This is a genomic window from Treponema bryantii (assembly GCF_036492245.1).
Classification (GTDB): Bacteria; Spirochaetota; Spirochaetia; order Treponematales; family Treponemataceae; genus Treponema_D; species Treponema_D bryantii_C.
This window is the reverse complement of record NZ_AP025286.1, coordinates 2,476,898-2,502,035: the sequence shown is the minus strand read 5'-3', so window position 1 is coordinate 2,502,035 and position 25,138 is coordinate 2,476,898. Positions and strand designations below refer to the sequence as shown.

The 25,138-nt window shown below is 38.1% G+C and carries 26 protein-coding genes; 22 read left to right on the top strand and 4 right to left on the bottom strand.

The window, feature by feature from the left end:
- The first annotated feature begins 9 nt into the window (after nt 1–9).
- Nucleotides 10–630, top strand: coding sequence for a diacylglycerol/polyprenol kinase family protein (locus AABJ44_RS11075; RefSeq protein ID WP_074642533.1), 621 nt, complete (start codon nt 10–12; stop codon nt 628–630).
- Between the two features lie 21 nt (nt 631–651).
- Here AABJ44_RS11075 and AABJ44_RS11070 read toward each other — a convergent pair whose 3' ends face one another.
- Entirely contained in the window at nt 652–1,467 is an 816-nt protein-coding gene (locus AABJ44_RS11070; RefSeq protein WP_338369137.1) for a hypothetical protein, read from the bottom strand.
- A 96-nt stretch (nt 1,468–1,563) separates the two neighbouring features.
- Here AABJ44_RS11070 and AABJ44_RS11065 point away from each other — a divergent pair, with 96 nt between their 5' ends.
- From AABJ44_RS11065 to AABJ44_RS11055, 3 genes are all read left to right on the top strand, one after another.
- Entirely contained in the window at nt 1,564–2,268 is a 705-nt protein-coding gene (locus AABJ44_RS11065) for a DUF2259 domain-containing protein (RefSeq protein WP_074642537.1), read from the top strand.
- A gap of 143 nt (nt 2,269–2,411) precedes the next feature.
- Entirely contained in the window at nt 2,412–3,572 is a 1,161-nt protein-coding gene (locus AABJ44_RS11060) for a lipoprotein TP_1001-related protein (RefSeq protein WP_338369136.1), read from the top strand.
- Between the two features lie 57 nt (nt 3,573–3,629).
- The gene (locus AABJ44_RS11055; RefSeq protein ID WP_338369135.1) at nt 3,630–5,903 is read left to right on the top strand and encodes a U32 family peptidase; all 2,274 of its coding nucleotides are present in this window, start codon (nt 3,630–3,632) and stop codon (nt 5,901–5,903) included.
- Here AABJ44_RS11055 and AABJ44_RS11050 read toward each other — a convergent pair.
- A complete protein-coding gene (locus AABJ44_RS11050) occupies nt 5,900–6,331 on the bottom strand; it encodes a single-stranded DNA-binding protein (protein ID WP_074642544.1) in 432 nt (143 codons plus the stop codon). The genes AABJ44_RS11055 and AABJ44_RS11050 overlap by 4 nt on opposite strands.
- Nucleotides 6,332–6,569: 238 nt before the next feature.
- Nucleotides 6,570–8,471 carry a hypothetical protein gene (locus tag AABJ44_RS11045; RefSeq protein WP_074642547.1) on the bottom strand — a complete coding sequence of 634 codons (1,902 nt, stop codon included), beginning with the start codon at nt 8,469–8,471 and terminating at the stop codon, nt 6,570–6,572.
- Nucleotides 8,472–8,628: 157 nt separating this feature from the next.
- Between AABJ44_RS11045 and AABJ44_RS11040 the strand changes: the two genes are divergently transcribed.
- From AABJ44_RS11040 to AABJ44_RS11010, 7 genes are all read left to right on the top strand, one after another.
- Entirely contained in the window at nt 8,629–8,964 is a 336-nt protein-coding gene (locus AABJ44_RS11040) for a PadR family transcriptional regulator (protein ID WP_074642549.1), read from the top strand.
- A 1-nt stretch (nt 8,965) separates the two neighbouring features.
- Complete coding sequence (locus AABJ44_RS11035; protein ID WP_338369134.1) at nt 8,966–9,976, top strand: permease prefix domain 1-containing protein; 1,011 nt, start codon at nt 8,966–8,968, stop codon at nt 9,974–9,976.
- 9 nt (nt 9,977–9,985) lie between these two features.
- A complete protein-coding gene (locus tag AABJ44_RS11030; protein WP_074642553.1) occupies nt 9,986–10,717 on the top strand; it encodes a DUF4097 family beta strand repeat-containing protein in 732 nt (243 codons plus the stop codon).
- Between the two features lie 18 nt (nt 10,718–10,735).
- The gene (locus tag AABJ44_RS11025) at nt 10,736–11,701 is read left to right on the top strand and encodes a hypothetical protein (RefSeq protein WP_338369131.1); all 966 of its coding nucleotides are present in this window, start codon (nt 10,736–10,738) and stop codon (nt 11,699–11,701) included.
- Between the two features lie 26 nt (nt 11,702–11,727).
- Nucleotides 11,728–12,888, top strand: coding sequence for a histidinol-phosphate transaminase (hisC, locus tag AABJ44_RS11020; RefSeq protein WP_338369129.1), 1,161 nt, complete (start codon nt 11,728–11,730; stop codon nt 12,886–12,888).
- 191 nt (nt 12,889–13,079) lie between these two features.
- Nucleotides 13,080–13,772, top strand: coding sequence for a metallophosphoesterase (locus AABJ44_RS11015; protein WP_074642557.1), 693 nt, complete (start codon nt 13,080–13,082; stop codon nt 13,770–13,772).
- A 22-nt stretch (nt 13,773–13,794) separates the two neighbouring features.
- The gene (locus tag AABJ44_RS11010) at nt 13,795–14,733 is read left to right on the top strand and encodes a formylglycine-generating enzyme family protein (RefSeq protein WP_256210326.1); all 939 of its coding nucleotides are present in this window, start codon (nt 13,795–13,797) and stop codon (nt 14,731–14,733) included.
- On the opposite strand, the gene AABJ44_RS11005 is transcribed toward AABJ44_RS11010, so the two are convergent.
- Nucleotides 14,730–15,779 carry a magnesium transporter CorA family protein gene (locus AABJ44_RS11005; RefSeq protein ID WP_074642559.1) on the bottom strand — a complete coding sequence of 350 codons (1,050 nt, stop codon included), beginning with the start codon at nt 15,777–15,779 and terminating at the stop codon, nt 14,730–14,732. The two genes, AABJ44_RS11010 and AABJ44_RS11005, sit on opposite strands and share 4 nt — an antisense overlap.
- A gap of 340 nt (nt 15,780–16,119) precedes the next feature.
- On the opposite strand from AABJ44_RS11005, the gene AABJ44_RS11000 reads away from it, so the two are divergent.
- The 11 genes from AABJ44_RS11000 (at nt 16,120) to AABJ44_RS10950 (ending at nt 25,127) form a co-directional block, all read left to right on the top strand.
- On the top strand, nt 16,120–18,156 hold the full coding sequence (locus AABJ44_RS11000; protein WP_338369122.1) for a type II secretion system protein GspD: 2,037 nt from the start codon (nt 16,120–16,122) through the stop codon (nt 18,154–18,156).
- Nucleotides 18,140–19,564, top strand: coding sequence for a GspE/PulE family protein (locus tag AABJ44_RS10995; RefSeq protein ID WP_338369120.1), 1,425 nt, complete (start codon nt 18,140–18,142; stop codon nt 19,562–19,564). Before AABJ44_RS11000 ends, AABJ44_RS10995 begins: the two co-directional genes overlap by 17 nt.
- Nucleotides 19,536–20,438 carry a type II secretion system F family protein gene (locus AABJ44_RS10990; RefSeq protein ID WP_338369119.1) on the top strand — a complete coding sequence of 301 codons (903 nt, stop codon included), beginning with the start codon at nt 19,536–19,538 and terminating at the stop codon, nt 20,436–20,438. Before AABJ44_RS10995 ends, AABJ44_RS10990 begins: the two co-directional genes overlap by 29 nt.
- A gap of 15 nt (nt 20,439–20,453) precedes the next feature.
- Nucleotides 20,454–20,969: a type II secretion system protein GspG gene (locus tag AABJ44_RS10985; protein ID WP_338369117.1), complete on the top strand. Its 516-nt coding sequence runs from the start codon at nt 20,454–20,456 to the stop codon at nt 20,967–20,969.
- Nucleotides 20,947–21,141 carry a hypothetical protein gene (locus tag AABJ44_RS10980; protein WP_338369115.1) on the top strand — a complete coding sequence of 65 codons (195 nt, stop codon included), beginning with the start codon at nt 20,947–20,949 and terminating at the stop codon, nt 21,139–21,141. The genes AABJ44_RS10985 and AABJ44_RS10980 overlap by 23 nt, the downstream gene beginning before the upstream one ends.
- Nucleotide 21,142: 1 nt before the next feature.
- On the top strand, nt 21,143–21,478 hold the full coding sequence (locus AABJ44_RS10975; protein WP_338369114.1) for a hypothetical protein: 336 nt from the start codon (nt 21,143–21,145) through the stop codon (nt 21,476–21,478).
- A 26-nt stretch (nt 21,479–21,504) separates the two neighbouring features.
- Nucleotides 21,505–22,140: a hypothetical protein gene (locus AABJ44_RS10970; protein ID WP_338369112.1), complete on the top strand. Its 636-nt coding sequence runs from the start codon at nt 21,505–21,507 to the stop codon at nt 22,138–22,140.
- 63 nt (nt 22,141–22,203) lie between these two features.
- Nucleotides 22,204–22,752 carry a hypothetical protein gene (locus AABJ44_RS10965; protein WP_338369110.1) on the top strand — a complete coding sequence of 183 codons (549 nt, stop codon included), beginning with the start codon at nt 22,204–22,206 and terminating at the stop codon, nt 22,750–22,752.
- Nucleotides 22,749–23,342, top strand: a complete 594-nt coding sequence (locus tag AABJ44_RS10960) for a hypothetical protein (protein WP_338369109.1) — start codon at nt 22,749–22,751, stop codon at nt 23,340–23,342. Before AABJ44_RS10965 ends, AABJ44_RS10960 begins: the two co-directional genes overlap by 4 nt.
- Nucleotides 23,339–23,776, top strand: a complete 438-nt coding sequence (locus AABJ44_RS10955; RefSeq protein ID WP_338369108.1) for a hypothetical protein — start codon at nt 23,339–23,341, stop codon at nt 23,774–23,776. Before AABJ44_RS10960 ends, AABJ44_RS10955 begins: the two co-directional genes overlap by 4 nt.
- A 10-nt stretch (nt 23,777–23,786) precedes the next feature.
- Entirely contained in the window at nt 23,787–25,127 is a 1,341-nt protein-coding gene (locus AABJ44_RS10950; RefSeq protein ID WP_338369107.1) for a clostripain-related cysteine peptidase, read from the top strand.
- Nucleotides 25,128–25,138: the final 11 nt, after the last annotated feature.

Sequence of the window (25,138 nt, the reverse complement as noted above, 5' to 3'; positions counted from 1 at the left end):
ATAACGTATATGCAAACTCAGAGAAATACAGTCGAAGGAATTATAGCAAGACAGCGCCTCAATGCAATCTTTAAGGAACTGTTCAGAAAATCTATTCATATCTGTTCCAGCTTTGTTCCTCTTTTTCTGGGATTTGCTTACTGGCCTGTAATTGCTTTACTGATTCTGGCCATTGTTGTTTATACTATCAGTGAACTTCTTCGTGCTAAGGGCATAAATATTCCTCTTATTTCAAAGATTACAGAAATTGCAGCCCGTAAGCGTGATGAAAATCGTTTTGTATTGGGCCCTGTAACACTTGCCTGTGGAATTCTTATTGCAGCACTTCTGCTTCCTCTGGATTGTGCAAGAGTCGGTATTTTTGCATTGGCATTTGGAGATGGGCTTGCAAGTCTGATGGGAAAACTTTTCGGAAAAATCACAATTCCAGGTGCTCATGGAAAAACTGCAGCCGGTAGTCTTACCTGCTTTTTTGCAGTGTTTATTTCAACCTTCTGCTGCTGCGGTAATTGTCTTGTTTCTTTAATTACAGCTCTTTGTGCAATGTTTATTGAGGTTCTGCCACTTTCTGATTTTGATAACCTGATTATTCCACCGGTTATTGGATTGATTTATAGTGGTCTTATATAAGTCGGCAAGTACAGCCTGCTGTTAATCAATCCACAGGTAGTGTTTGTGAACTTCATTCAGATACAGATAAGTTCCGATACCTAAAAGTAATATTCCAGAAATCAGTGTGAGAATATTGTAGCAGTAGAAAATCAAAGTATAACCAATACACAACAGAATAAAACCAATTGTCATAATCTGTTTATATTCATTTTTTCTGTTTATTACAAAAAGATTAATTGTGCTCATTGTGCAGGTCAGACAGCAGAAAATTCTTATAGCCCTAACATAGCCATAGGAAATGCAGTAGTTAGGAAGAATGATTGCTGTATTCAGAGGAATCACTTCTGCGAAAAACAAAGCAACTATAATCAGAATAATGGAGTTACGGTCTGTACTCTGACGAAAATCATCTGTACTCATTACTGTATTTCCCATCAGTGCAAGAGGGGCAAGCAGTCGGGCAAACAGATGGATATTTCCAATTTTCAAAGTGAAGTGAGAAAAACTGCCTGACAAATGGAATGCAGGAACTAAGATACGGGTAGTATCACAAAGGCAGGCAATTAAAAACATTAAAAAGAAAACAATATCTGGTGCCTGTGTTTTTTCAAAACTGTGATAGATAATAATAGAAGTAATGCAGATATAAAGCATCAGTAGAAAAATGCCTGAATAAACCCAGATCGGGTTATAACGTAAAAGAAAGGCATCTGAAAGAGACTTTGTATAAATTTCTGGAAGACTAATTCCATTAAAAAGAAACTGATATAGTGTGAGAACACTGCAAAGCAGGGAATATGAAAGAGCAATAATAAAGAAGATAAGGGTCATTCGGTTTCTGAATCTTATAGTCATAATTTAAAGATACAGTGAAGACAAATAATAGTAAAGAGTTTAGTTTTTATTCCGAAAATTTAATGAGAAAAGAATTCTTTTGGGAGGATTTTTATAATGAAAAAGACATTTGTTTGCGGCCTGATTATGATTCTTGGGCTTACAGCTCTTTCTGCAGGTGATGTTGCTACCTTTGTTGATAAGGGATTTTCTGAAGACGGAAAATATTATGTATTCGGTCAGTATGGTAAGACCGACAAAAAATTCCAGGGCTGGGCAGAACTCTATCAGGTAGATATTGCTGCAAATGACTACACTGATAATGGCGTTTTCAAAACAAAGCCTTCTGCAGTAACAGCAGATAAAAATGGCCGCGATGTATTTGAAGCACTTGAAGGAAAAAGCTTTTATTATTTCAAGGATTTGAAGTGTGAGCCGGCTAATCTGGATCATGTGCTTTATATTCTTGATGATGTAAATAAAACAGGAACTGATGAAATTGTATTTAAGGATTTTAGAAGCGCTGATCTTGATAATGCAGATGTTTACCATATCAGACTTTATCCAACTGTAAATGGAAGCGGAAAGAATGCCCGCTCATCTTTCTATATCATGCTGGAAAAAAGAGATGCAAATGGTGAAGTAATTATGAGCCGCAAAATCGGTAATCCTGGAATTAACAGAAAGGGTGTTACAAACTATAAAATCGAACGCATATTCTGTGATAAATCAGAACGTAATCTGATTTTTGTAATTGAAAAAATGATGGAAGATGATACAGGAACTTCAATCAGATATATGATAGAAGCCGCACAGTTTTAAAAAGATTTTTTCTTTCTGGAAAAACTTCCTAAAATCTTAAGGTTTATCCTATATTATATATAGAGAAAAAGCACGCCTCCCTGGAGCCGTGCTTTTTTTGTTGTCAGGGGCATCAGGTAAAAACTGATAATCCAGGAGGTTTTATGAAAAAGTTTTTTTCTGGTAAGTGGGGTAGTTTCTTTATTCTTCTTATTCAGACTGTCGTTCTTGTTTCTGTTACTGCATTGTGTGTGGTGCCTGTTTCCTGTAAGGTTTCAGAAGAGGGGATTCTGTTTGTTGGCGGCGACTATGTTTCTCCGGTTTTAGAAAATGTCTGTGTGCTTGATGAAAAAACTGTGGAAATGTATTTTTCTGAACGGGTAAACTTAAAGAGTTTTGTTGTTTCCGAAAGAATACCGGAGGTTTCGGATTCTTCAGAGCATTCCGAAACTCTCGAACTTTCTCCTTCAATCAGAGCGGCTGCCGGTGAGTATGGAAAAATAGCAGCCGACTTTTCGGTTTCTGAAGATGGTTGTGTCATTACATATTCAGCTTTAGAGAATTATGAAATCGGAAAGGATTATGAAATATTTGGTACGGTGGAAGATAAGGCTGGAAACTCACTCACGTTTTGTGTTCCTTTTACAGGTTTTAATTCTCATCTTCCAAAGCTTGTTATGACCGAGGTTCAGAATAAGTATAAGAAATATAAAGAAGATGCTTATCGCTGTGAGTTTGTTGAACTGCTGGCACTTACCTCCGGGAATCTTAGCGGACTGGAGCTTGTAAGTGCTGTAGATGGCGAATCAAAAAAATATGTTTTTCCACCTCTTACTGTAGAGGCGGGGGAAGTGTTTATTGTTCACTTGAGAAGTGCAGGAAGCGGTTGTGTTACAGAAGACGAAGACTTAAATGAATCTACGGCACCTCATTCTGGAAAGAATGTCAGGGATCTTTGGGCGGATAATTCTAAAGCCCGGCTTAGTGATAATTCAGATATTATTGTAATAAGAAACAGTGTTGATGGTTCTCTTCTGGATGCTTTTATGTATGCTGTAGAAGGTGCTCCTGATTGGGAAAAGAATCTTCTGGCCATGGCGATTCAGGTAGCTGACAGTGGTATTTATGAGGATATTTCTGTTTCTGAGGTTGAATTAAATACGGGACTTGGTTCTGTTGCACAGAAATCTTTTTGCCGCGAAGATGCAAAGGAACTGCAGACTCGTGCTTTGGCCGGAGAGTTTTCTGAGGACACGGCAGAGTATCCGGTGAAGCGGCTTCCTGAGAACTGGATGGTTAAAAATGTGAGTCCGGGAACTCTGTAATTTACAAAACTTCCGGAACGCTTTAATAAAGCTCGTTTTTATGTTAAAGTTTCCCGTATGGTAGAATTATTAGCCCCTGCGGGAAATATTGAATCTCTGGATGCCGCTATTGGTGAAGGCGCGGACGCTGTTTATCTTGGTCTCAAAAGCTTTAATGCGCGAATGCGAACTTCCAACTTTGCGTGGAATCAGTTTGAAGCGGCTGTAGAGAGCCTTCATAAAAAACAGAAGAAGGTTTATGTAACTGTAAATACAGTCTGTGAAGAACGCGAAACAGAGCGTCTTTATCGTTTTCTCTCTTATCTGAATGAGGTAGGACCAGACGGTCTTATCGTACAGGATTATGCCATTATGCGTATGGCTCAGGAGTTCTTTCCAAATCTTGAACTTCATGCTTCTACTCAGATGAATGTTGAGAGTGCCTCTGCGGTTAAACTTTTACAGGGCTGCGGTGTAAAGCGCATGGTTCTTGCCCGCGAGCTTGGTCTTGAAGAAATCAAAAAAATCAAGACAGAAACTGGTGCCGATCTTGAAGTTTTTGTACACGGTGCTTTGTGTGTAAGTGAAAGTGGTCTCTGTCTTTTCTCAAGCTTCCTTGGCGGAAAATCCGCTAACCGTGGTATGTGTACTCAGGCCTGCCGTCGTTTCTATACTGCCGAAGTTCCTGGTGGTGTACGACAGGGTTATTATTTTTCTCCTTGTGATCTTGAACTGATTGAAAAGATTCCGGACTTAATTGAAGCCGGTGTTGATTCTTTCAAGATTGAAGGCCGCATGAAGAGTGCAGAGTATGTAGGAAGTGTTGTTTCTGCATACCGTTATGTAATTGATCATTATAAAGAAGATAAGAAGGGTGCTATTGCTGCAGGTAAGCGTATGCTTGCTTCTGACTTTGCACGCAGCAAGACTTCTTACTGGTACGGATTTAAGTCTCTTGAAGACGGTGTAAATAATGCTGCATCTGCTATTTTGAATCCGGATCAGGCTGGTGGTACCGGTATTTATCTTGGAAAGATTTCTGCAACTAAGGCTGCTCCAAGAGAACTCGTAGAAGCCATTGTTGAAAACATGAATGATGATGTACCTCCGGAACAGAAGCATATTCAGATGGCACTGCTTAAGGGCGGCTCTTATGATCCTGATCCAGGCGATTCAATCCGTCTTCATAAAAAAGATGATACCGGCCGTGTAAGCCATAAGGTTCATTCTGTTGAAGTTCAGGATAACGGTGAACGTTGGATTGATATTCCAGGTGGCTTCTCTATCGGTGATGAAGTTTATCTTCTTCAGATTAAAGCCGGTTCAAAACGCTATAACCGCGTACTTCCTAATGACCTCGGTCGTTACAGAAAACAACCTAAAGATGAAAGACTTCCAGTTCTTGATGTAACTCCAGTTGCAGGTAAAGAACTTGCTTACTTCCCTGAAGGAATCTACGCTCAGGTTTCTTCTGTTCAGGATGTATTTGCCGTACAGGGACTTAAGCCTGTCCGCCTTATTCTCGAATACAACAGCGAAACTGCTTACGACCTGCTTAATCATAAAACTGTTCTGCCTTTCTCTAAAAAGCAGATTTATATTTCTCTTGATCCGTTCTGTTCAGCAGCACAGGAAGATAAGCTCAAAGAAGAACTTGACCGCCTTATTGAAGACGGCTACATGAACTTTGTTGCAAACAATATAGCACATCTTCAGATGCTTAAAGGTACTAAGACAAATATTATTGCAGGTCCTTATCTGTACACCTTCAACCGCTGGGCTGTAAGCTGGCTTGAAAATCAGAATGTTGGTGCATTCATCATGCCTTACGAAAACAGCCGCCGTAACCTTGAAGCAACCTGGGAACAGAATGTCCGGGCCCGTGTACTTGTTCCGGTTTTTGCTTATCCGGCTTTGTTCCGTATGCGTTTTAAGCTTCCTTCTGATTATGACTTTACATATTTTGAAGACAAGGAAAATTCTGTATTCAAGGTAAACTCAACAGCTGACGGTTCCTTTGTTATGCCGGAAGAGCCTTTTGCTATTACTGATAAAACTGACTTTATTACAAGTTCAGGCTTTAAGCGTCTGCTTATAGACTTCTCAAAGACTAAGGTTTCCCGCAGTCAGATAAAGGCTATTACAACTTCCATGCTGAAAGGTCAGCCGCTTCCAGGAGTTTCACGTTTCAACTGGAAAGACGGTTTCTATTCCCCTCAGCAAATGGAAGAATACAGACTTTCTAATGAAAGAGCTGCAGAGCGTAAGGCTGCCGCTGCACAAAAAGCAGGTAAGCCTGCCCGTGGTGGTTATAGCAAACCGAACCGCGGTGGCAGCGGCAAGCGTCGCTAGAATACTGCCTCCTCCTCAGTTGTCTGAGCTGGAGCAGTTTCCTGTTCTGCTTCAACTTTCTGTTCCGGGGCAGCGGTTTCTTCCGCTGCCTCTGTCTTTTTAACAGGCTTATACTCAATGTGTTCTGCAACCACGTACACCTTGCTTGTACTCTTACCATTACTGTCCTTCCAGGTGTCCTGTTTAAGTCTTCCTACGACACGAACACCGCGTCCCTTTTTAGCTTTTTCCCCGCAGTATTCGGCCATATTTCCATACGCTTCAACATCAAAGAATGATGCTTCATTTACATCCTGATTGTTTCTGTTCTTGTAGAAACGGTTGACGCCAATTGTAAACATACATTTCTTAAAACCTGGTGCAGGTTCAGAAAGAACTGAATCTCTTACAAGGTTTCCTTCCAGAATCAAAGAATTTAAATTGTTCATATAACAACCTCTTTGTAAAGTTTTTAAAATGATTTCCGGCCGGGCAATCACAAATCGGACTCAAAATCCGTACACCTATATAATTGCCACGATATGTTTTTTTTGACCAAATTTTTGAAAAAAAGTTTGAAAAAATGAGAAAATTTTAGATTTTTGATGAATTTTGTCATGCTGAAGTTGTTTCAGCAAAAAAAGAATCCCGACCTTGAAACAGGTTCAGGTCGGGATGACTTAGATCTTATTGGAAATTACTTACAAGACGCAGCATATAAAGAATTACATATTCTGTAAGTGCTTTGTCTTCTTTGATTTTCTGCATGTTCGGTGTGTTTACAAGAGTCTTTGCAAGGTTTTCTACACGTTCGCGTGTAAATGAAGTTGCAGAAAGTGTTTTTACAACACGTCTTGTATAATCGCGGATAAGGGCATTTACATCTTCTGTCAGATTATTGTAAGCTTCCTTGGAAATCATTTTGTTCCATTGCTTAGTAAGGTAATTCAACTCTCGGTCAAGAGTAGAACCTTCCGGAACAAGGTCTTGTGCAATTTCTTTTGCATTTGCAGCAAGAGCTTGAGTTTTAGTTTTCTTAGGCCCTGTGTCTGGTTTCTTCTCTTCCTCTTCAAATGGATTCTTCTCTACAATAACACTTGATGTAGAACGTTTCTTTTCTTTATTTTTTCCACTGAACAGGCTCATAATCCATGAGATTATAGGAAGCGTATAGTAGAATGGAAGCCGTGCTTTTGCATTTGCATAGATTTTTGAATTCTTAAGCATGAGCAAATCGCTGTAAGGCAAAAGCTTACCATCAACAAAAAGACGGAAACCATCAAGGTTATCTTCATTATTTTCGTAAGAAAGAATATTCATAAAGTTTGCATTCAAAAGCGAGTAGAGGATTGGTGAATGCTTTTCTACAAGCTCGTGAAGGCAGGCTTCAAATTCTGAAGCATTTGTCATTTCCGGAAGTCGTTCAAAATCAAGCAGAACATCGTACCAGTGATCTTCCAGAGTTTTTTCAACAGATTCATGTGCTTCATTACAAAGTCGGACAACTACCTGACTTACCTTTTTCTTGTAAACATAATAGCGGGTTCCAGATTCAGCCTTAAATACCAGAATCTGAGGAAGCTCATTTGCTTCTCCATCTGTTGTCATTTTCTGGAGGAAGTTTTTAAGGTCATCTTCTGTGTACTGACCGTAAAGAAGGCGGCCGTTGTTATCCTGGAATTTGAGAATCTGAGGCATTGAATAGAAATATGGCGGCTTTGCAAGAGCTGATTCCAGTTCTTTAATTGCTTCTTCACGTTTATGTTCATTCTGGAATTTTTCTTTAAGATAAGAACTGTGTAATTCAAGAATCTGAACTGCCTGAAGAACATTTGTATCCTCAGCAGTGCGGTCCTGAATCTTTTCAAAATCCTGACGGATATAGTAAAGAGACTGATTCCAGATATAGTAATCTTCACCGTCCGTAAACTCTGCAAACTGATAATTCTCTGTATCAACAAAATGTGTGTAGAAATTCTTAATTGAGATTTCTTTTGTAGGATTTGTACTTCTGAGCTTTTTTAGGAAGTAATCATGGAATTCATCTTTTTTAAGGATTTTACGAACCTTCTGCTGTGCTGTATCAAGTAAAGCCTTTATTGGTACACAGGCAGGAATAAGCATAGATGGAAGGTCACGGGAAAAATCAAGAATATAGAGTAAAGGTGATTTTAAATTATCCTTTTCGATTATCGCAGGAATGTACTGACTTGCTGCTTTATGCTCAAGCACTTGATTTGGAAACTGTTTAGGAAGATCAGAAGCCTGTGGATAAGGAATAGACTCATTCTTCATCATTTCCTTATAGAGATTTGCATATTTGGAAGCAAGGAATGTTATAGAAACAATAGTCTTTTTATTGTTTGAATTGATAATGGCAACAAGTTTTTTTTCTGAAAGTCCCTGTAGTTCAGCAACTACAGTACCGCTTGGGTCTCCAAGATATTTTACAAGTTCACTTTGTTCTTCAACATGATGTTCTGCGTATTTTTTTACATAAGCACAGAACTCCTTTAAATCAATAAAAGGGGATTTCTGTTTTTCTGCATAGTAGCGGATAATTGCACTTAAATTAGATGTGGTTGCCATAATTGAATATTTTATACCATAAGTTTGTTTTTTTAAAGCATTTTAGTTGACAGCAGGCATTTTGTGCGTTATATTATACTACGTCAGACGTAGTACGACAGTCGTTGCAACGATAAACAAAGCAACGTCAGTCGTATTATATCACCGGAGGTTGTAAATGACATCAATCAGCAGTGATGTTATACGAGGGTATAACGACACAATGATTTTGTATTTACTCCAGAAAAAGCCTTCGTACGGATACGAAATTTCCAAAGACATTAAGTCCTTGTCCGCGGAAAAGTACATCATAAAGGAAACGACCCTTTATTCAGCCTTTACCCGTATGGAAACTAATGGTTATGTGGAATCCTATTCTCAGGATGCTGAAAATGGAAAACGGAGAACATACTACCGCATAACAGATAAAGGACGGAGTTATTACAAAGAGAAGTGTGAAGAGTGGAACCTCACTAAAGAGGTTGTAGAGAAGTTTATATCTAATGAGGGATAAAATGGAGACGATTAGAAACTATCTTGAATCAATGTTCCGCGGACTTCCGCAGACAGACAAAATCATGCGTGCAAAATCTGAACTTCTTCAGATGATGGAAGACAAATATACCGAGCTTATCAGAAGCGGTAAAACAGAAAATGAGGCAGTTGGTGATGTAATTCAGAATTTTGGTAATCTGGAAGATCTGGCAGAAGATCTTGGAATTAAAGACATTCTGCATCAGACAAAGTATTCAGATGTTCAGCGTAGAAAACTTTCTTTTGATGAAGTAACAGATTTCCTTGCTGCAAAAAAGAGAGCAATCATAATGAAATCAACCGCAATCTGTCTGTTCATAATCAGTGTAATTTTCCCGATACTTTCAGATACATTAGATATTTCTGAAAAGATAGGTGTTGTCCTGATGTTCCTGGCAATTGGCTGCGGAGTAATGTTCATGTGTCTAACAACCACAATTATGGAACCATGGCGTTATATTAAAAACGAACCATGCAGTATAGATGCAATTTCCATCGATTATCTGAAAAATAAGATCCGTGATTTTACACCAACTTACAGTGTACTTTCTTCAGTAGGTGTACTCTTGTGTATTTTGTGTTTTATTCCGGCAGTAATCTTTGATGAATTTGGCGGATGTTTTATGGATGAGCTTGGTGGAGTAATGCTGTTTGTTTTTGTGGGAGCCGGAGTATTTTTAATGGTCTTTGCAAAATCAATGAAAAGAGCATACCTCAACCTTTTGAATATCAATGAGAAAATCGAGTTTTATGAAATAGGAAAAGGAGAAAACAGGATGATTGAAAATAAAAATGTAAAAGTTATTTTGAGTGCTTACTGGTCTGTAGTTACCTGTATTTACCTTTGTGTAAGTTTCCTTACTTTCCAATGGCATATTACCTGGCTTATCTGGCCTGTTGCAGCTGCAATACATACAATCATAAAGGCAATTTATGCAGTTGAACCTTCAGAAAAAGAAAATAAAAAATCTGTAGAAAAAGAAGATGAATAGGAGTTAAAAATGAAAAAAACAATTTTTCTTATTGTTCTGGGTGTAGTTACAGTTTTCTGTATCATTTATGGAACAACAAAACATGTTGGCGGAACTTTCAGAGTTAGTGGTTTTCCATTTATTCGTATTGGAAATAATCTGGAAGATGATAATGATAATTATAATGAGGAGAAAAGAGAATCTATGGAACTGATACTGGAAAAGTTTTCATCAATCAGAATTAATGCAACTATTATGGAACTTAAAATTGAAGAAGGGGAACAGTTTAAGCTTGAAAGTACTTATACAAGAGACTTGCTTAAGCCTGAGTGTTCTGTGAATAACGGAACTCTGGAAGTAAGTCAGCCAAAACAGAAGAATGGGGTCAATGGCGGTAACAATAACTGCAGGGTAATAATTACAATTCCCAGCGGTACTAAACTTAGCGATATTGATATTAATTCCAATGTTGGTGATATAAAACTTCGTAAGCTTATAGCAGAAACTATAGATATTGATTTGAATGTTGGAGAAGTTTCTGTACGTGATGTTGAGTTTGAAAAGATTGATGTAGATAACAATGTTGGTGAAATTTCAATATATCCTGAAGGAAATATCGATGATTACAGTATTTCAGTTTCTACAGATGTAGGCGGGGTACGTGTAGGCGGTAAACATTATAAGAGAAATTATAATTCTAAGGGAAACGGAAAGAAGCGAATCAGAACAAATACCAATGTTGGTGAAGTTAATATTAGATAGAAATCCAGGAGTCAGGAAATGAAAAAATGTGCAACATTTGCAATTGGATTATTTAGTATACTGATGCCGTTTTCTGCGATAGAAATGACTTCTTTGCAGAATGTAAAATTTGTGCTTGCAGATAAAGCAAAAGGAAAAGAGCTTTTGACAACAGAAGATGATTTTGTACTTGCTCAATCTGAATTTGACCGTTCTGCAAGACTTAAGGTTTCAAGAACTGTTTCAAAGGAAGAATATCTGACATTTGTTGGTGAACAGGCTATGGACTGGACAAAGGATGAGAAGAAAACTTTTGAAGCAAACTTTAAGAAAATTAAAGAACTTGGAAAAAAATATAATCTGAATTATCCAAAGACAGTTTATTTTGTAAAAACTACCGGGCGTGAAGAAGGAATGTCTGCATATTGCCGCAGTCAGAATATTGTAGTTATTCCTCAGGGAATGGCTGCTAACAAAGATGCTTTGCTTAATCTTTGTATTCATGAGCTTTTCCATATTTTCTCTAAGAATAATCTTGATGTGCGGGAAAAACTTTACAGCCTTGTTGGTTATTACAAAACGGGAGAACTTAAGCTTCCAGAAGAACTTGGAAAATTGAAGATTACTAATCCGGATTCGGTTGTAAATAATTATTATTTCAAGGGAACTGTGAACGGACAGAGCGTAAATGTAATGCCGCTTCTTATTGCAGCAAGTCCATATGATGAAAAAAGAGGCGGAGAATTCTTTGAGTATATGATTTTTACCTTTGGTGAAGTTAATACAGGAGATGTATGTACTCTCGCTATGGAGAACGAGAATCCGAAACTGATTCAGTTTGAGCAGGTGAGCGACTATATGGAAAAGGTAGGTCAGAATACAGACTATATTATTCATGCAGAAGAAATTCTTGCAGATAACTTTGTAATTCTTCTGAATAATAAGAAGAATGTTCCAAGTCCTGAACTTACAGCTTCCATTAAAGAAGTGTTGGAATTGAAATAAACCCGATAAAGGGGTAAAATGGATGTATGATAATTTCAAATCGTGTTAAAAATCTGCATCCATACGTTCCAGGCGAACAGCCTAAAGACCGTGTCTATATAAAGCTTAATGCTAATGAAAATCCATACGCGCCTTCTCCAAAAGTTCAGAAGGCCGTTATGGATTTCGTAAATAACAATCCAGAAAAACTGGGCCTTTATCCTGACCCAGATTCACTTGAACTTCATGCAGCTCTTGCTGAAATGCTCAACAAAAGCGGTGGAGTTCTTTGCCGTGCTAAGGTTTGCGGTGAAAACGTTGAGCCTTCAGAGCAGGATAAAATTCCTTTTACAGTTACTCCAGATATGATTTACACAGGAAACGGAAGCGATGAAGTTTTGTCTTTTGTTTTCTATGCCTTTTTTGATTCTTCAAAACATTTTGTAATGCCGGAATTTACATACAGCTTCTATCCTGTATATGCCGGCTTTTATAATATTCCGATGGACCAGGTTCCTCTTAAAGATGACTGGACTCTCGATACTGACGAAATGCTCAAGCGTGCAGCAAAAAATGAAGGCGGTATAATTTTTGCAAATCCTAATGCACCTACAGGTCTTGGACTTACCCGCAATCAGGTTCGCGAAATGCTAAAAAAGGCTTCGAGCGATGAGATTTTTATTGTTGATGAAGCTTATGTTGATTTTGGCGGCGAGTCTTGTATTCCGCTGCTTGCAGAGTTCAAGAATCTTGTGATTGTAAGAACTTTCTCTAAGAGTCTTTGCGGAGCTGGTCAGCGGCTTGGTTATATTGTTGCGAATCCGGAACTGGTAAATATCGTAACTACTGTAAAAAACAGCGTAAACCACTTTCCGATTGATGCTGTTGCACAGGTGAGTGGAACTGCTGCCTGCCGCGATGTTCCTTATTATGTAGAGACTTCACGCAAGGTAGCTGATGAACGTGATAAGTTTTATAACTTTTTGCAGGAAAAAGGGTTTTATGTTTTGAAGAGCGAAACAAACTTTTTGTTCGCAAAACATCCGAAGATCAGCGGGGATGAACTTTATAAAAAGATTAAAGAGCAGGGCCTTTTGATAAGGCACTTTGCAACTAAGGGAATTGAAGATTTTGTACGTATCACAATTGGTACGGCAGAGCAGATGGATGAACTTAGAAAAGCAATAGAAAAAGCTGTGTCATGCTGAATTTGATTCGGGATGACAGGGGGCGTTGCGGGGTGTCCCCGCAGAAGGGGTAGCGAGCAACGCGCACAATTAATTGTGCGAGCCGTTCTTTCGTAGAACCTAAAAAATGCGATGCATTTTTCTTAACGGTTCTTCGATTTTAGGCAAGTGCGAGCGAGGGGAAGGCTTTCCCCTTCTATAGGAGTATGATTATGAAGATTTTAGTTATAAGTGATTTACATGCACATAATGATGTACTGGATAAGATGGATTCTCTTTTTGAGCAGGCTGATGCTGTTGTATTTGGCGGTGACTTTGCTGAATGCTTTAAGCCAAAAACTGGAAAGGCTGCGCTTGAAAAACTTTGTGCTAAACACGATACAATTTTTGCTGTTCTTGGAAACTGCGATAATGAAGATTTTATGGAAGAACTGGAGAATCAGGATATCTGTGTAGAAAAGGCTCTTGTGTTCCATGAAGGTCTTGGTTTTGCTGGTAGCGGTGGTGGAACTATATTTACCGGAAAAACTGAATTTGAAAGAACTGAAGATGAGGTTCTTTCTGATTTTGATATTGTTCTGAACTCGGTTGAACAGAGCGGGGATGAAAGTTTGTGGCAGAGTCTTATTCTCGTAAGTCATAATCCACCGGTTGCAGATAAGCTTGATTCTTTTGACGGTGAGCACCATGCAGGAAGCCAGAAGTTTACTGACTTCATTAAAGAGCATAAGCCGCTTGCTGTTGTTTGTGGTCATATTCATGAAGGTGCTGGAATTGAAAAAATCGGTGATACTGTTGTAATCAATCCTGGCAGCCTTGGAGAAAAAGAAACTTATGCATGGCTTGAGGTTGCTAAAGAAGGTGACGGCTGGAAGGTTGTTTCTTCTGAAATGTGTAAACTCTAGTTTGAGGTAAAGGGGGCGAGTAGTGCGAAAAAACTTTAAGATTGCTGTATTTTTTATATCCGCTTTTTTAATGGCTGCAGGCAGTTTTGCTCAGACTTCATTTTCGCACATAAGTCTTGTTACCTTCCGCTCAAATCTTTCATATACTATTGGTGAGGATACTCAGGCTTACACTGCTGAACGTGAACTCCTTCCTTTCTCAATCAATAAATTTGAAACTACATATACATTGTGGCATTCGGTTCGTATGAAGGCTGAAAAAATCGGGTATAACTTTGCAAATCCAGGACAGGCTGGTTCGAATGGAAAACGAGGTGCTGCACCTACTGATGATAATTATGCTCAGCCTGTTACCATGATTAACTGGTATGATGCTGTTGTCTGGTGTAATGCTTTGAGTGAGGTTCGCGGTAAAGAGCCTTGTTATACTTATAATGGTGAAGTTATCCGAGATTCAGCAGATACTGCAGCGTGTGATTTGTGTGTCTGTAACTGGAACTGTAATGGTTATCGTCTGCCAAGTGAAGCTGAATGGGAATATGCTGCTAGAAGAACCAGAGAAGGTTTTCAGCGTGGCGACCTGATTAGCGGACAGATTTCTGCTGAATATGAAGAAGGGCTTTTATATGCCTGGACAAGTGAAAATGCTTCGAGTTCTCATAATGTAGGAACTGCGGGTGTACCATTTGATCCTGGTGAGCAGTCATATCCTGCTAGCGGTAATGCAAATGCTGCAGGCCTTTTTGATATGAGCGGTAATGTTATTGAATTCTGCTGGGACTGGTTTGAAGACTATACTTCTGATAATCCGCACGGACCTTCTGTGGGCTTTGAAAGAGTAAGCCGCGGCGGCAGCTGGTCAGAGTATACAATGTTCCTCTATGCCGGCGACCGCTACAGCTACGATCCTAACGAATGCTATAATTACATGGGCTTCAGGATTTGCTGTACAGCCCGTTAACTTAATCTTTTTTCCTGCTTTTTAATTTTCTTTGTCTCTGCCTTAAGTTTCTGCTTCTGCTTTCTATTCATCTGTTTTGCTTTTTTGATGGCACCGACAGTTTCTTTGTTCCAGTTGAGCATCCAGCTGCAGAGGAATACCGAAACAAGACAAATCACAGTTGCAATCAGAACAGGAATGTAGCCCGGCAGATCATCAAATGGCAGTTTAAAGTTCATTCCAAAGAAGCTTGTTACAAAGGTTGGAGCCATCATAACCAGGTTGATGATTGCGAGCTTTTTCATTACGACGTTCAGGTTATTTGAGATTACGGAAGAGTAGGCATCCATTACACCAAAAAGAATGTTCGAATAGGTGTCGGCCATTTCAATAGCCTGGCGGTTATCGATTGTAACTCCTTCAACAAAATCAAGGTCATCTTCATCAAACTTAATAAGACGGGTACCTTTCATCTTCATCAGCAAAAGTGAATTACTCTTGAGGGAAGTTGTAAAGTAAACAAGAGATTTTTCGAGTCCAAGCATGAGGATGATTTCTTTGTTTTCAATCTCAAGTCTCATTTCGTTCTGAATGCTTGTAGAACGGCGGTTGATTTCCTTAAGGTAACGCAGGAAGTTTAAGTTGGCGCGGTTAATAATGTGTACGATGAAAGACGGGAAGTCGTTTAATCGGACATTGCGGACTCTGTTAGAGCCAAAGTCTTTAAGCACTTCACAGTCTGTCCAGCAGATTGTGATGATTGTTTTTCCTTTAATTATGATGCCGACCGGCCCGGTGAAATATGGCGTTTCAGCTGCGGGGTCGTAGAACGGAACCCGGACGATTGTAAGAATGTATCCTGAATCACCGTCTTCAATTCGTGAAAGCTCATCCGGGTCAAGAATATCCAGAATATGATCCTGCTCAATCTGATACTCTTCCTGAAGGAATGTAGTCTCATCACGTGTAACATTACGTGCGTCTACCCAAAGAGGAAGCTTTGTATTTATTTCATCTTTTTTGGTCTTAGAGAACTGGCCATCAATCTGCTGCCAATATGTAATCATAGTTAACCTCGTTAAAAATTTTTATGAGGCCTCGATGACTTTTGTGTGATTTTTATGCGTGATTTGTCAGGAGGCTTGTATTAGAAATTAATGAACGTATGGGATAACTCGAGCCGCTGTCCATAAGTGTGCCTCCTGAATAACAGATTAAAATATCAAACTGATAAATATAATTTTACTGAATTTAGGCTAAGAGTGCAAGTTTTTGGAAAAAAATGCATTAAATAATGCTTTTTTTTAAGTTTTTTTTGAAAAATTGGTCAAAAAAGTTCTATCACACCTAATTTATAGGTGGAGGTTAAATATCTTGAGACGGGCGTTTGTTAAGTTTTCCGGGCGGATGAAAAAGGGTCTGCTGTTTTTTGTTGTTGTGCTGGCTTTCTGTCATGCTGTGGTTGCGCAGAGTACAGGCTTCAGCTGGGATTTTGCGGATTGTGAGATTAAAGACATCTTGTTTGCGGTGTCGATGGATACTGGAATTTCGATTGTTCCTGATGACACTGTTAGTGGTAAGGGCGATTTGAAATTTGCAGGCGGTAACTTTGATTTAGCTTTTGAGTCTTTTCTGAGAACTAACAGATTGTTTGTGAAACGTGATGGCAGTATATGGACTGTGAGCAGAATTCAGGTTTCGGTGGAAAATGGATTGTTTTCTGTTGAAGCGTATGATTTGCTTCCAGTGCAGATTATTGAAAAGCTGTCTGAGGTAATGGATAAGGTTGTAACGTTTGAGACGTTACCGGCGCAAAGGATTTCGGTGTGCTTTAAGGGAGTTGATGAAACTGTCTTAATGGATTGTCTTGCAAAACGTTTTGGTGTTTATGACGTTGTACAGGATGATGCTGGATATCATTTTGTGAAAAAGACTGATGTACGTGGCAATGGCGTGTTGCGTAATGATGTTTTTTCAGGAATGGTAAAAATCGAAATGCTTGAAAGTGGGGCTGTTTCTGTTGATGTAGAAGATTGCAGTTTTTCTGTGATTTTGAACAGATTGTTTGAAAATGAAAGTTATTGTCTGCTTTCTGATGGTGAAAGTAAAATTCAGAGGTCTGTTTTTGTCGGATCGGATTTTAAAGATACTCTGAGTATTCTTTGTTCGCAGTGCGGATTTGACTTTGTTTATGAAAACGGCATCTATTACATTTTTGCAAAGCCTTCTGTCCGTGAAGAGCTTATAAGCGGAAAACGCACCTGGCGTAAATTTACTCTCCGTTTTACTAAGTCTCAGGATTTTTTAACCTTTGTGTATAAGCGTGTTGGAAAACTGGAAATACTTCCGCTTCCAGATGAATTCTCTTTTCTGTGTTATGCAAGTGAATCAGAGACTGCTGCCATTGAGGAGTTAATGTCCGAGGCAGATATTAAGCTTTCAACTTATGTAGTTAATCTTAAATATCTTAAGCCGTCAGAATTCCTGGAGCATTTACCGCCTGCAGTAGAACGTTCTTCTCTTTTTATGGCAGATGATTCTGCACGGCTATATTTTAAGGGAACAGAAGAAGCCTATAAAGTTTTGTGTGAACAGCTTGAGGTTTGTGATAAGCCTGCTGTTCGTCTTAGTTATGATCTTTTGATTTTGCAGTATGACGAGACTGTTCAAAATAACTGGACCTCTTCCTTTGGAGTAAAACGTCTTACTGTAGGAGACAGGAACGGTGTTTCTGCAGTACTCGGTTCTGTGATGGGCTTTAATCTTAATGTAGTAACAGCCTTTGGTTTAACTTTTGCTGCAGAACTTCAGGGATCAATCGAAGAAAATAAGGCCCGGGTTTATGCGGATACAACCTTGCATGGTGTTTCAGGTCGGGAAATACATTTTGAGAATACGAATACTTACAGGTATCGGGATAATAATGTAGACCCGGAAACCGGAAAGCCGATTTACTCTGGAGTAACAAGAGAGATTGCATCAGGTATAAAACTTGATGTTCTTGGCTGGGTAAGCGGTGACGGAATGATCACAAGTAAGGTTACGGCTTCTGTATCCCGCAGAGGAAATGATACTTCAGGGCTCACGGGTAATCCTCCTCCAACTTCCGAAAAACTTGTTACTACTGAAGTTTGCAGTAAAAGCGGAGAACCGGTTGTTTTGAGTGGGCTCGTCCAGACTGCAGAAAGTGAGCAGCAAAAACGAAGTCCACTGATTTCTAAAATCCCAATTATTGGAAATCTTTTTAAGAATAAAAACTCAATTCAGGAAAAAATGCAGATGGTAATTTATCTTGTTCCGCATATTACCGGAGGTGAGGCTTTTGAGGATGCTGGGAATGGAACTGAGGATTTAGCATGGGCGAAAGAATCTTTATGGAATCTTTTAGCTGATTATTCTGAGGGAAAATTTTCAAAGGAGACAGGTGATGAACAGAAATTATGAGTTTAATCTTACTCCTGCTTACTGTCTTTACAATGGGGCTGCTGTGCTGGAACAGAACGGTGCGAGTATTCGTTTTCTTGTTGAAAATAAAAATGATGCAGTTTTATGCGGACGCCTTTCGAGAGCATTCGAAAATCATATTGCAAATATCAGACAGTTGAAGGATTGTCCGGAACAGTTTCATCGCCTGATAAAAATTGATTTTGAAAATGGTACCAGAAGTCAGCTTAGAAAATGTGTTTCGAAACTTTATAGGGCAGGTGAGTTTGGATTAGTAAAAGATGCATCTGATTCTGAGGAAGCTAAAAATCAGAAAGAAGCTGCTGCTGTTTTGCTGTTGGACAGCCTGTTGAATGAAGCAAGGCTTCGCAATGCTACGGATATTCATATTGAAAAAAGTTGTGTCCGCTTAAGAATAAATGGACGACTGGAAAAGTATATTGAACTTCAGAGTGAAAAAAGTGCGGAGCTTATTCAGCGCATTAAATTACTTGCCGGAATGAATGTAATTGATAACAGATGTTGTCAGGACGGACAGTTTATTTACGGGAATAAAAATCCGTTCTTCATAAGAGTATCTGCTATGGCTGTTGTTGGAGGTGGGAAGGTATGTGAAGAATCAATAGTCATGAGACTTTTAGATACTTCACGAATACCACTGACTTTGGGCGAACTGGGATTCAATTCCTTACAGCTTGAAAAGCTTTGTGGTGAGAATGGTTTGATTTCATTGCCAAATGGTCTTGTTCTGGTATGTGGACCAACTGGTTCAGGAAAATCAACATCTGTTGCAGCTCTTCTTGTTGAAATTGAAAAACGTACTTCAGGAACTCTGAAAATAATAAGTCTTGAAGATCCACCTGAATATGTAATACCAGGCGTAACACAGGTAAAGATAGATGAACGGAATGGTTTTTCTGAAGCAATAAATCATCTTTTCAGACAGGATCCTGATGTAATTATGATTGGTGAGATTCGTGATGAAGAAAGTGCTGCAACTGCTTTAAGAGCGTCTCTAACCGGGCATCTTGTTTTTGCAACACTTCATTCTGGAGGCGCTGCTGAATCTATATTCAGACTTGAAAATCTGGGGATTCAAAGAAATCTGTTATGTCAGGTTTTGCGGGGAATAATCTGCCAGCAGTTGAATGAGCTTGGTGGAAAAATGAGGTTATATGCTGATATTGCAATTCCTTCTGAAAACTTTGGTGAAAGGGCAATTACAGCAAACTCTGAAGAACAGCTGGAAAAGTATGTCGAACATTTTACCAATTACAGCGAAATACTTTGTGAAACAATGAAACTTTTTAAGGCACAGTCAAAACGAAGTAAAGGAAAGAAGAAATCAATAATTCCATTTTATACCAGGGGGCGTGAGGATGCTGGAATTCACAAAGGCATTGTATGAGCTTTTTATCAAACAAGGGCTTACACTGACTCAAAGCCTATTAATCATGCGTGCGAAGCCGAGAAAGGATCGTGTCAGCAGAGCTGCAGCCTCAATTTATGCAGCGCTTGAAAATGGGAGCCTTTTTTCAAATGCATTAAAAGTTTGCAAAGACTGTACCTTTGATCCTGTTTATATTTCCTTTATCAGTATTGCAGAAAAGAACGGAGATTTGAAATCAACACTTTCCTTTCTGAAACAGAAACTTGAACGCGAAGCAGAGTGCAGAAAGAAAATAGAAGGTGCTTTGGTATATCCCATCTTTGTAGTTACGGTTTCAGTTGCAGCAACAATATTTATTGGACTTTATACAAAGACTGCAGATTTTCAGGTGCTTATGAAATATGTTCTTGGATTGTTTACAGTCTGTATGTTTCTTATTTTTGTGATTATAAAAATGCTTGGCGAGAGCAGATTATTTGAAGCTTTTACGGCTGTTGATTTCTTGCTTCGAAATGGAATTGAACTATCTGTGGCTGTTGGCTGTGCAATTCAGATAGCTGGCCCTTCGAGTAGAATCGGTAAATTTTTTGAAAATGCGCGCATTAAACTTTTGTATGGAATGAATCTGCAGAATGCGTTTTTACCTTCAGATGAATATAAAGGCTTCTATAATTCAAAACTTCAGGAAGCATTTTATTATGCAGATACTGGTGGCAGTAAAGAAGATCTCTTTAGAAAAATTGCAGGCTATCTGGAAGAAGAAAAAGAACGAAGCCGGAATATCTGTATTTCATTGATTGAACCGCTTTTTATAGTTATCACAGGTGGCTTTATTCTTGTACTTCTGATGACATTCTTTATGCCGCTTATCAATAATATCGCATTTATGTAAACGGGAGGTTTGAAAATGAATAAAAAAACTATTTACAAAAATCTCAGGAGGTTTTGTTATGGATTTAAAAAACGTTCAGAAGGCTTTACCTATGTCGAAACTGTGGCCGTCATTGCAATCGGCGCGGTACTTACAGCAGGGAGCGTATTCTCGGCATCAAAGATTATTTCCGTCGCGAAAAAAACTGCAGCAAGAAATCAAATTGAACAATTCAGCAGCGCACTCCAAACCTATTTCCTTGATTGCGGAAGATACCCGACCTCAGAACAGGGACTCTCAGCCTTATGGGAAAAACCAGTTTTGTATCCGATACCAGAAAACTGGGATGGCCCATACCTTGAACGTGAACCATGCAATGATCCGTGGGGAACCGATTATAAGTATCTCAGCGCTGAAAGTTCCGTTATGCCGTCAGAGGTTCCTTCGAAACTGCCCTTTATACTTATCTCATTCGGACCGGATGGTAAAGAAGATTCCGGTGCCGGACAAAGTACAACAGGAGGCACAGATGATATCTGCTCATGGAAGTAAATCTATTCTTCTTCTTTGCCTGATGGGACTAATGACAATTACTTTTGTTATTTGTGGAATGACTGCAGAAAAACGGACAAAGATTAAATTTTATGAAAAGAAATATTCAAAGACTCTTTCCTATATACAGGAAAAGAATCAGAAAGAATGGAGCATTATTTCTGGTTATTAAAATGCGGCTTATAGAAGTATTTTCCGTTGCTGTAATTCTTGTTCTCTTTTCGTCTGTTTTATCAGGCTTTATGTGTGAGTTCTTAAAGATAGATAAAAAGGCAGATGAACTTAGGAAAAAAACAGATTCTTTAATATTTGTTTCAGAGAGTTTTTACAATACGTGCCACGGAAAAGGTTATGCTTCTCTGGAAGAGTGGAAAGAAAGTTGTAGAGAGCTTTGGGGGCTGGAAGATATTGAATGGGAAGTAGTGGAAAATAATAAGACCTGTGTTTATTGCGGAAAATGGAAAATTTCTAATGAAACTGTTGAAGTTTATTGTAGTCAAACTGACTGACTGAATTCATTCTAGGGCAGGTAAAAATGGAGCAAAAAACTAATGTAATTAAAAAAAATGATTATGAGAAATATGAGATATTGATTCCTTTTCCATCGTTATCTGGAAAAAGAAGAAATCAATTTTTGTGTTCAGAATTGGAGAAACGTCATCCTTGTTTCTCAGATGAATATGCCTTTGATAAAGTTCTAAAGAGAATCGGTAGAAAAGGTGTTTATTCAGATGTGCTTGTAATTAATAAGCAAAAACTTGCGGAGTATGAGAGAAAAAGATCTCTTTCGGGAACAGGATTCTTTATTGATGAAAAGCAAAATGGAAATAAATTAAAAGCACGCCACCGATATTTCTTGAGTTCGAAATGGAAAATAACGCAATGGAGTTTTATTGCTTTTATTATAATTGTTCTGACTGGAATTTTATGTGGTAAACTTGCGGGTAATTCCTTATCTGTTTCTACTAACACTTTTGATACAGAAGTTACAAACATAAACTCAGCTGGGAGTGAGAATAAACTGGAGAGTATCCAGGATACTTCTATAGATATAAAGAGTCTATTTGAAGTAGTGGGAGCCGGTGACGGGAAAATCAGCAGTTTTGAATGGAAGTCAGATGGCTATACACAACGTTTGAAAGCGAATGTCAGCGGGATTTTTCCAGAATAGTTTTCCGATTTTTCTAATTATATAGAAGATTCCATAATTTATGAAAAGGGAATTCCTCAATTTATGATTTCCTGGTCAAAGCGTATTTTGCAAAATAATAACAATACTAAGTCTGTAAAAGCTGTTCTTTCAAATTCAGATTTCAATAAAGAAATTCGAAATACTATTTTGAAAAAAGGAGCTGTTCTAAAAGAAGAAAAGGCTCCTCCATATCATATTGAATTTATATTTGCTGAAGGAAAATCGTCTGAACTGCTTTTTAAGGAACTTTCAAAAATCATACAGGATGACAATCGTTCTGTTACTGAAATTAGTCTGATTCAAACTGGTTCACAGCAAATGAGGGCTGGACTATCAATAACTGAATTTTCTTTTAGTGGCACAACTTTTGATTTGGAAAACATTGCTGATAATTTGAAATTATTCTACCGGGGAAAAGAAAAACAGATAACTGGAAATTATGTTGCCGCAGAACCCAAAGAAAAGAATTTATTTAGAAAGAACACGATTCTTGGAGAAATAAAACGACCTGATAACAGCATCATAATTTTTTATAAAGATGAAGATGGTAAAGTAAAAAAATTAATTCAGACAAAGGAGCTGGAAAAATGAAAAAAATAATAAAGTGTTTTATGTTTTTAAGTTTCCTGATGTGTGTATCTGGTTGTGTTTCTAAACCAGGTTTTAAGGGAAATGGAGATTTATGTGGGCTTATCGTTGATGAAAATAATAAGCCTGTAAAGGAGTTTATTGTTTACTGCCATTCTGGTGATGCAAGTTTTCCTTACAAACGTCCGGTGTTGACAAATGAAAATGGGCTTTTTGTTTTTTACGATGTCCCATCTGACAAATACCTGCTTTCTGGAGAAAAGAACAATTATCTTAATATCTCAAAGATTTCGTACAGCTTTAATGACCGCAGTAAAATTATTTGTCTTCAGACAAAAAGTTTTAAAGCAGCACTAGAAAGCGCAGATGAAATGATTCGTTTAGGTCAGACAGATGAGGCGTATAAACTACTCTGCAATATAAGTTGTGAATCAAAATCTCCAGAGGAAAATCTGATAAAGGCTTACCAGTTTTTTACGGCAGACAAGGAAAGAAAAAAGAAAACTATTATTACTCAATTAAAAAAATATAAAGGAGAAGAGAGTGCGTTTTTCAATGACTATGCAGTAAAACTAGAGGAGGCTATAAAATGAAAAGATTAATAAAGTTTTTTTTGTTCGGTATATTTTTTTCATTAACAGGTTGTAATGTTTTTTGTCTTGATTCGATTCCATATGTCATTTCCGGTGATTTTGTGATGGAAGAAGATTCTCTGGATTATGAGATTTGTGGAGTAGATTTTTTCCTTATAAATCAAAGTGATAAGGATATCCGAAAAATCAATGTTGTATTCTTTCTGTTTGATCAGGATGGTGAACCAGCTTATGAATGTCGAAACAAGATTTCTGTTGTAACTGAATTGGATATTGATGCAGGCGAAAGCTGTAATTTTATTATGAGTCTGGATAAGTTTATGAATGCAATACCATCTGATCCTTTGATTGTAGATTATTTGTATCTTGCAGAAATCGAATACGAGGATGGCAGTGTATGGAAAGATCCTCTTGGGCTTATTGCGTTTAAGTGAGGTGATATTTATGAAAGTTAAACATTTAGTATTTCTTTTGTTTTTTACAGTTATTTATTTAACGGGTTGTTTAGAACAGCCTTCAATTGTGACTGTTGTTAATAAGAATCAGATTGTCGAAGAACCTGAACCAATTATAGAGCCTGAACCAGAACCAGAGTCCGAACCTGAGATAATCAAGCAGCTTACCCTAATGGTGTATATGGCTGCTGATAATGATTTAGAAAGTTATGCTTTGCAGAACTTGAATCAAATGGAACTGGCAGATTGTGAAAATCTGAATGTTCTTGTCTTAATGGATCGTTCTGAAGGTTATGATGAAACAGATGGAGACTGGAAAGATACAAGACTTTTTGAGGTTTGCAAAGATATTTCGGGTAGTGCACATATTGTATCCCGTAGAATCGATTGTCCTGATCTTGGACTCTCTAATCACGAAAAAACAGAGTTGGATATGGCAAATCCTTATGTGTTAAGTAATTTTATTGAATTCGTTAAAAGACAATATCTGACTGAAAAGTATGCTTTGATAATCTGGGGGCATGGAACAGGGTGGCGTTATAAAGAAGAAAACAGATTGAGTGGCACTGGTCGGGCTGTTGCAATTGATGATAAAACAGGCTCATACATGAAACTATCCGACTTAGGTAATGCCTTACGGGGCCAGGGCCTGAATGTAATCGGCTTTGATACCTGCTTTGGTGGAGTCTTTGAAAATGTATATGAATTGAAGAATTGCGCCGAGTTCACGGTGGGCAGCCCTGGAATAACCCCTGGTGCAGGCTGGGATTACAAATCTTTACTTGAAAATCTGTCTGCAGGAGATTTTTCATCCCGGACAATTGCAGAGCAGATGTGTAACAGTTCTTCTGCGAAAACTACAGTCTTTTGTAATGAAAAACTGGAAACTTTAATGAACTCATTTGAAAGTTTTTCAAAAAATCTTGCAAATCAAATTAAAAGTGAAGATAAACGTAGAAGCGTTTTTAATACACTGTTTAATGCTAAATCCTATAAGTATACACAGTACCCTTGTGATATGTATCTGGATATTTATTCAATGGCAGAACTTTATGCGAATGATTCAAATAAAGTACTGGCAACATCAGCAGAACAATTGAAAAAAGATGTATGTGCAGTAACTTTATCAGATACGGGTTATGGAATTGGTGTTCATTTTATTCCATTAGTTTCTTCTCAAATAACGGCCGTAACACATTCCTTTGACTACATAAAAAATCCTGAAAATTTGCATCAATGTTTATTTATCAGAGAGAGTTTGTGGTGGGTACCAACCTACGATGGAAAAGCCGAAAGTCTTCTGAATAAGCTTTTTTATACAAATTACTAAATGGAGATGTT

Bases quoted from the DNA above. Each gene is read 5' to 3' on its own strand.
- AABJ44_RS11075 (WP_074642533.1), top strand. From the start codon at position 10: ATGCAAACTCAGAGAAATACAGTCGAAGGAATTATAGCAAGACAGCGC.
- AABJ44_RS11070 (WP_338369137.1), bottom strand. From the start codon at position 1,467: ATGACTATAAGATTCAGAAACCGAATGACCCTTATCTTCTTTATTATT.
- AABJ44_RS11065 (WP_074642537.1), top strand. From the start codon at position 1,564: ATGAAAAAGACATTTGTTTGCGGCCTGATTATGATTCTTGGGCTTACA.
- AABJ44_RS11060 (WP_338369136.1), top strand. From the start codon at position 2,412: ATGAAAAAGTTTTTTTCTGGTAAGTGGGGTAGTTTCTTTATTCTTCTT.
- AABJ44_RS11055 (WP_338369135.1), top strand. From the start codon at position 3,630: ATGGTAGAATTATTAGCCCCTGCGGGAAATATTGAATCTCTGGATGCC.
- AABJ44_RS11050 (WP_074642544.1), bottom strand. From the start codon at position 6,331: ATGAACAATTTAAATTCTTTGATTCTGGAAGGAAACCTTGTAAGAGAT.
- AABJ44_RS11045 (WP_074642547.1), bottom strand. From the start codon at position 8,471: ATGGCAACCACATCTAATTTAAGTGCAATTATCCGCTACTATGCAGAA.
- AABJ44_RS11040 (WP_074642549.1), top strand. From the start codon at position 8,629: ATGACATCAATCAGCAGTGATGTTATACGAGGGTATAACGACACAATG.
- AABJ44_RS11035 (WP_338369134.1), top strand. From the start codon at position 8,966: ATGGAGACGATTAGAAACTATCTTGAATCAATGTTCCGCGGACTTCCG.
- AABJ44_RS11030 (WP_074642553.1), top strand. From the start codon at position 9,986: ATGAAAAAAACAATTTTTCTTATTGTTCTGGGTGTAGTTACAGTTTTC.
- AABJ44_RS11025 (WP_338369131.1), top strand. From the start codon at position 10,736: ATGAAAAAATGTGCAACATTTGCAATTGGATTATTTAGTATACTGATG.
- hisC (WP_338369129.1), top strand. From the start codon at position 11,728: ATGATAATTTCAAATCGTGTTAAAAATCTGCATCCATACGTTCCAGGC.
- AABJ44_RS11015 (WP_074642557.1), top strand. From the start codon at position 13,080: ATGAAGATTTTAGTTATAAGTGATTTACATGCACATAATGATGTACTG.
- AABJ44_RS11005 (WP_074642559.1), bottom strand. From the start codon at position 15,779: ATGATTACATATTGGCAGCAGATTGATGGCCAGTTCTCTAAGACCAAA.
- AABJ44_RS11000 (WP_338369122.1), top strand. From the start codon at position 16,120: ATGAAAAAGGGTCTGCTGTTTTTTGTTGTTGTGCTGGCTTTCTGTCAT.
- AABJ44_RS10995 (WP_338369120.1), top strand. From the start codon at position 18,140: ATGAACAGAAATTATGAGTTTAATCTTACTCCTGCTTACTGTCTTTAC.
- AABJ44_RS10990 (WP_338369119.1), top strand. From the start codon at position 19,536: ATGCTGGAATTCACAAAGGCATTGTATGAGCTTTTTATCAAACAAGGG.
- AABJ44_RS10985 (WP_338369117.1), top strand. From the start codon at position 20,454: ATGAATAAAAAAACTATTTACAAAAATCTCAGGAGGTTTTGTTATGGA.
- AABJ44_RS10980 (WP_338369115.1), top strand. From the start codon at position 20,947: ATGATATCTGCTCATGGAAGTAAATCTATTCTTCTTCTTTGCCTGATG.
- AABJ44_RS10975 (WP_338369114.1), top strand. From the start codon at position 21,143: ATGCGGCTTATAGAAGTATTTTCCGTTGCTGTAATTCTTGTTCTCTTT.
- AABJ44_RS10970 (WP_338369112.1), top strand. From the start codon at position 21,505: ATGGAGCAAAAAACTAATGTAATTAAAAAAAATGATTATGAGAAATAT.
- AABJ44_RS10965 (WP_338369110.1), top strand. From the start codon at position 22,204: ATGATTTCCTGGTCAAAGCGTATTTTGCAAAATAATAACAATACTAAG.
- AABJ44_RS10960 (WP_338369109.1), top strand. From the start codon at position 22,749: ATGAAAAAAATAATAAAGTGTTTTATGTTTTTAAGTTTCCTGATGTGT.
- AABJ44_RS10955 (WP_338369108.1), top strand. From the start codon at position 23,339: ATGAAAAGATTAATAAAGTTTTTTTTGTTCGGTATATTTTTTTCATTA.
- AABJ44_RS10950 (WP_338369107.1), top strand. From the start codon at position 23,787: ATGAAAGTTAAACATTTAGTATTTCTTTTGTTTTTTACAGTTATTTAT.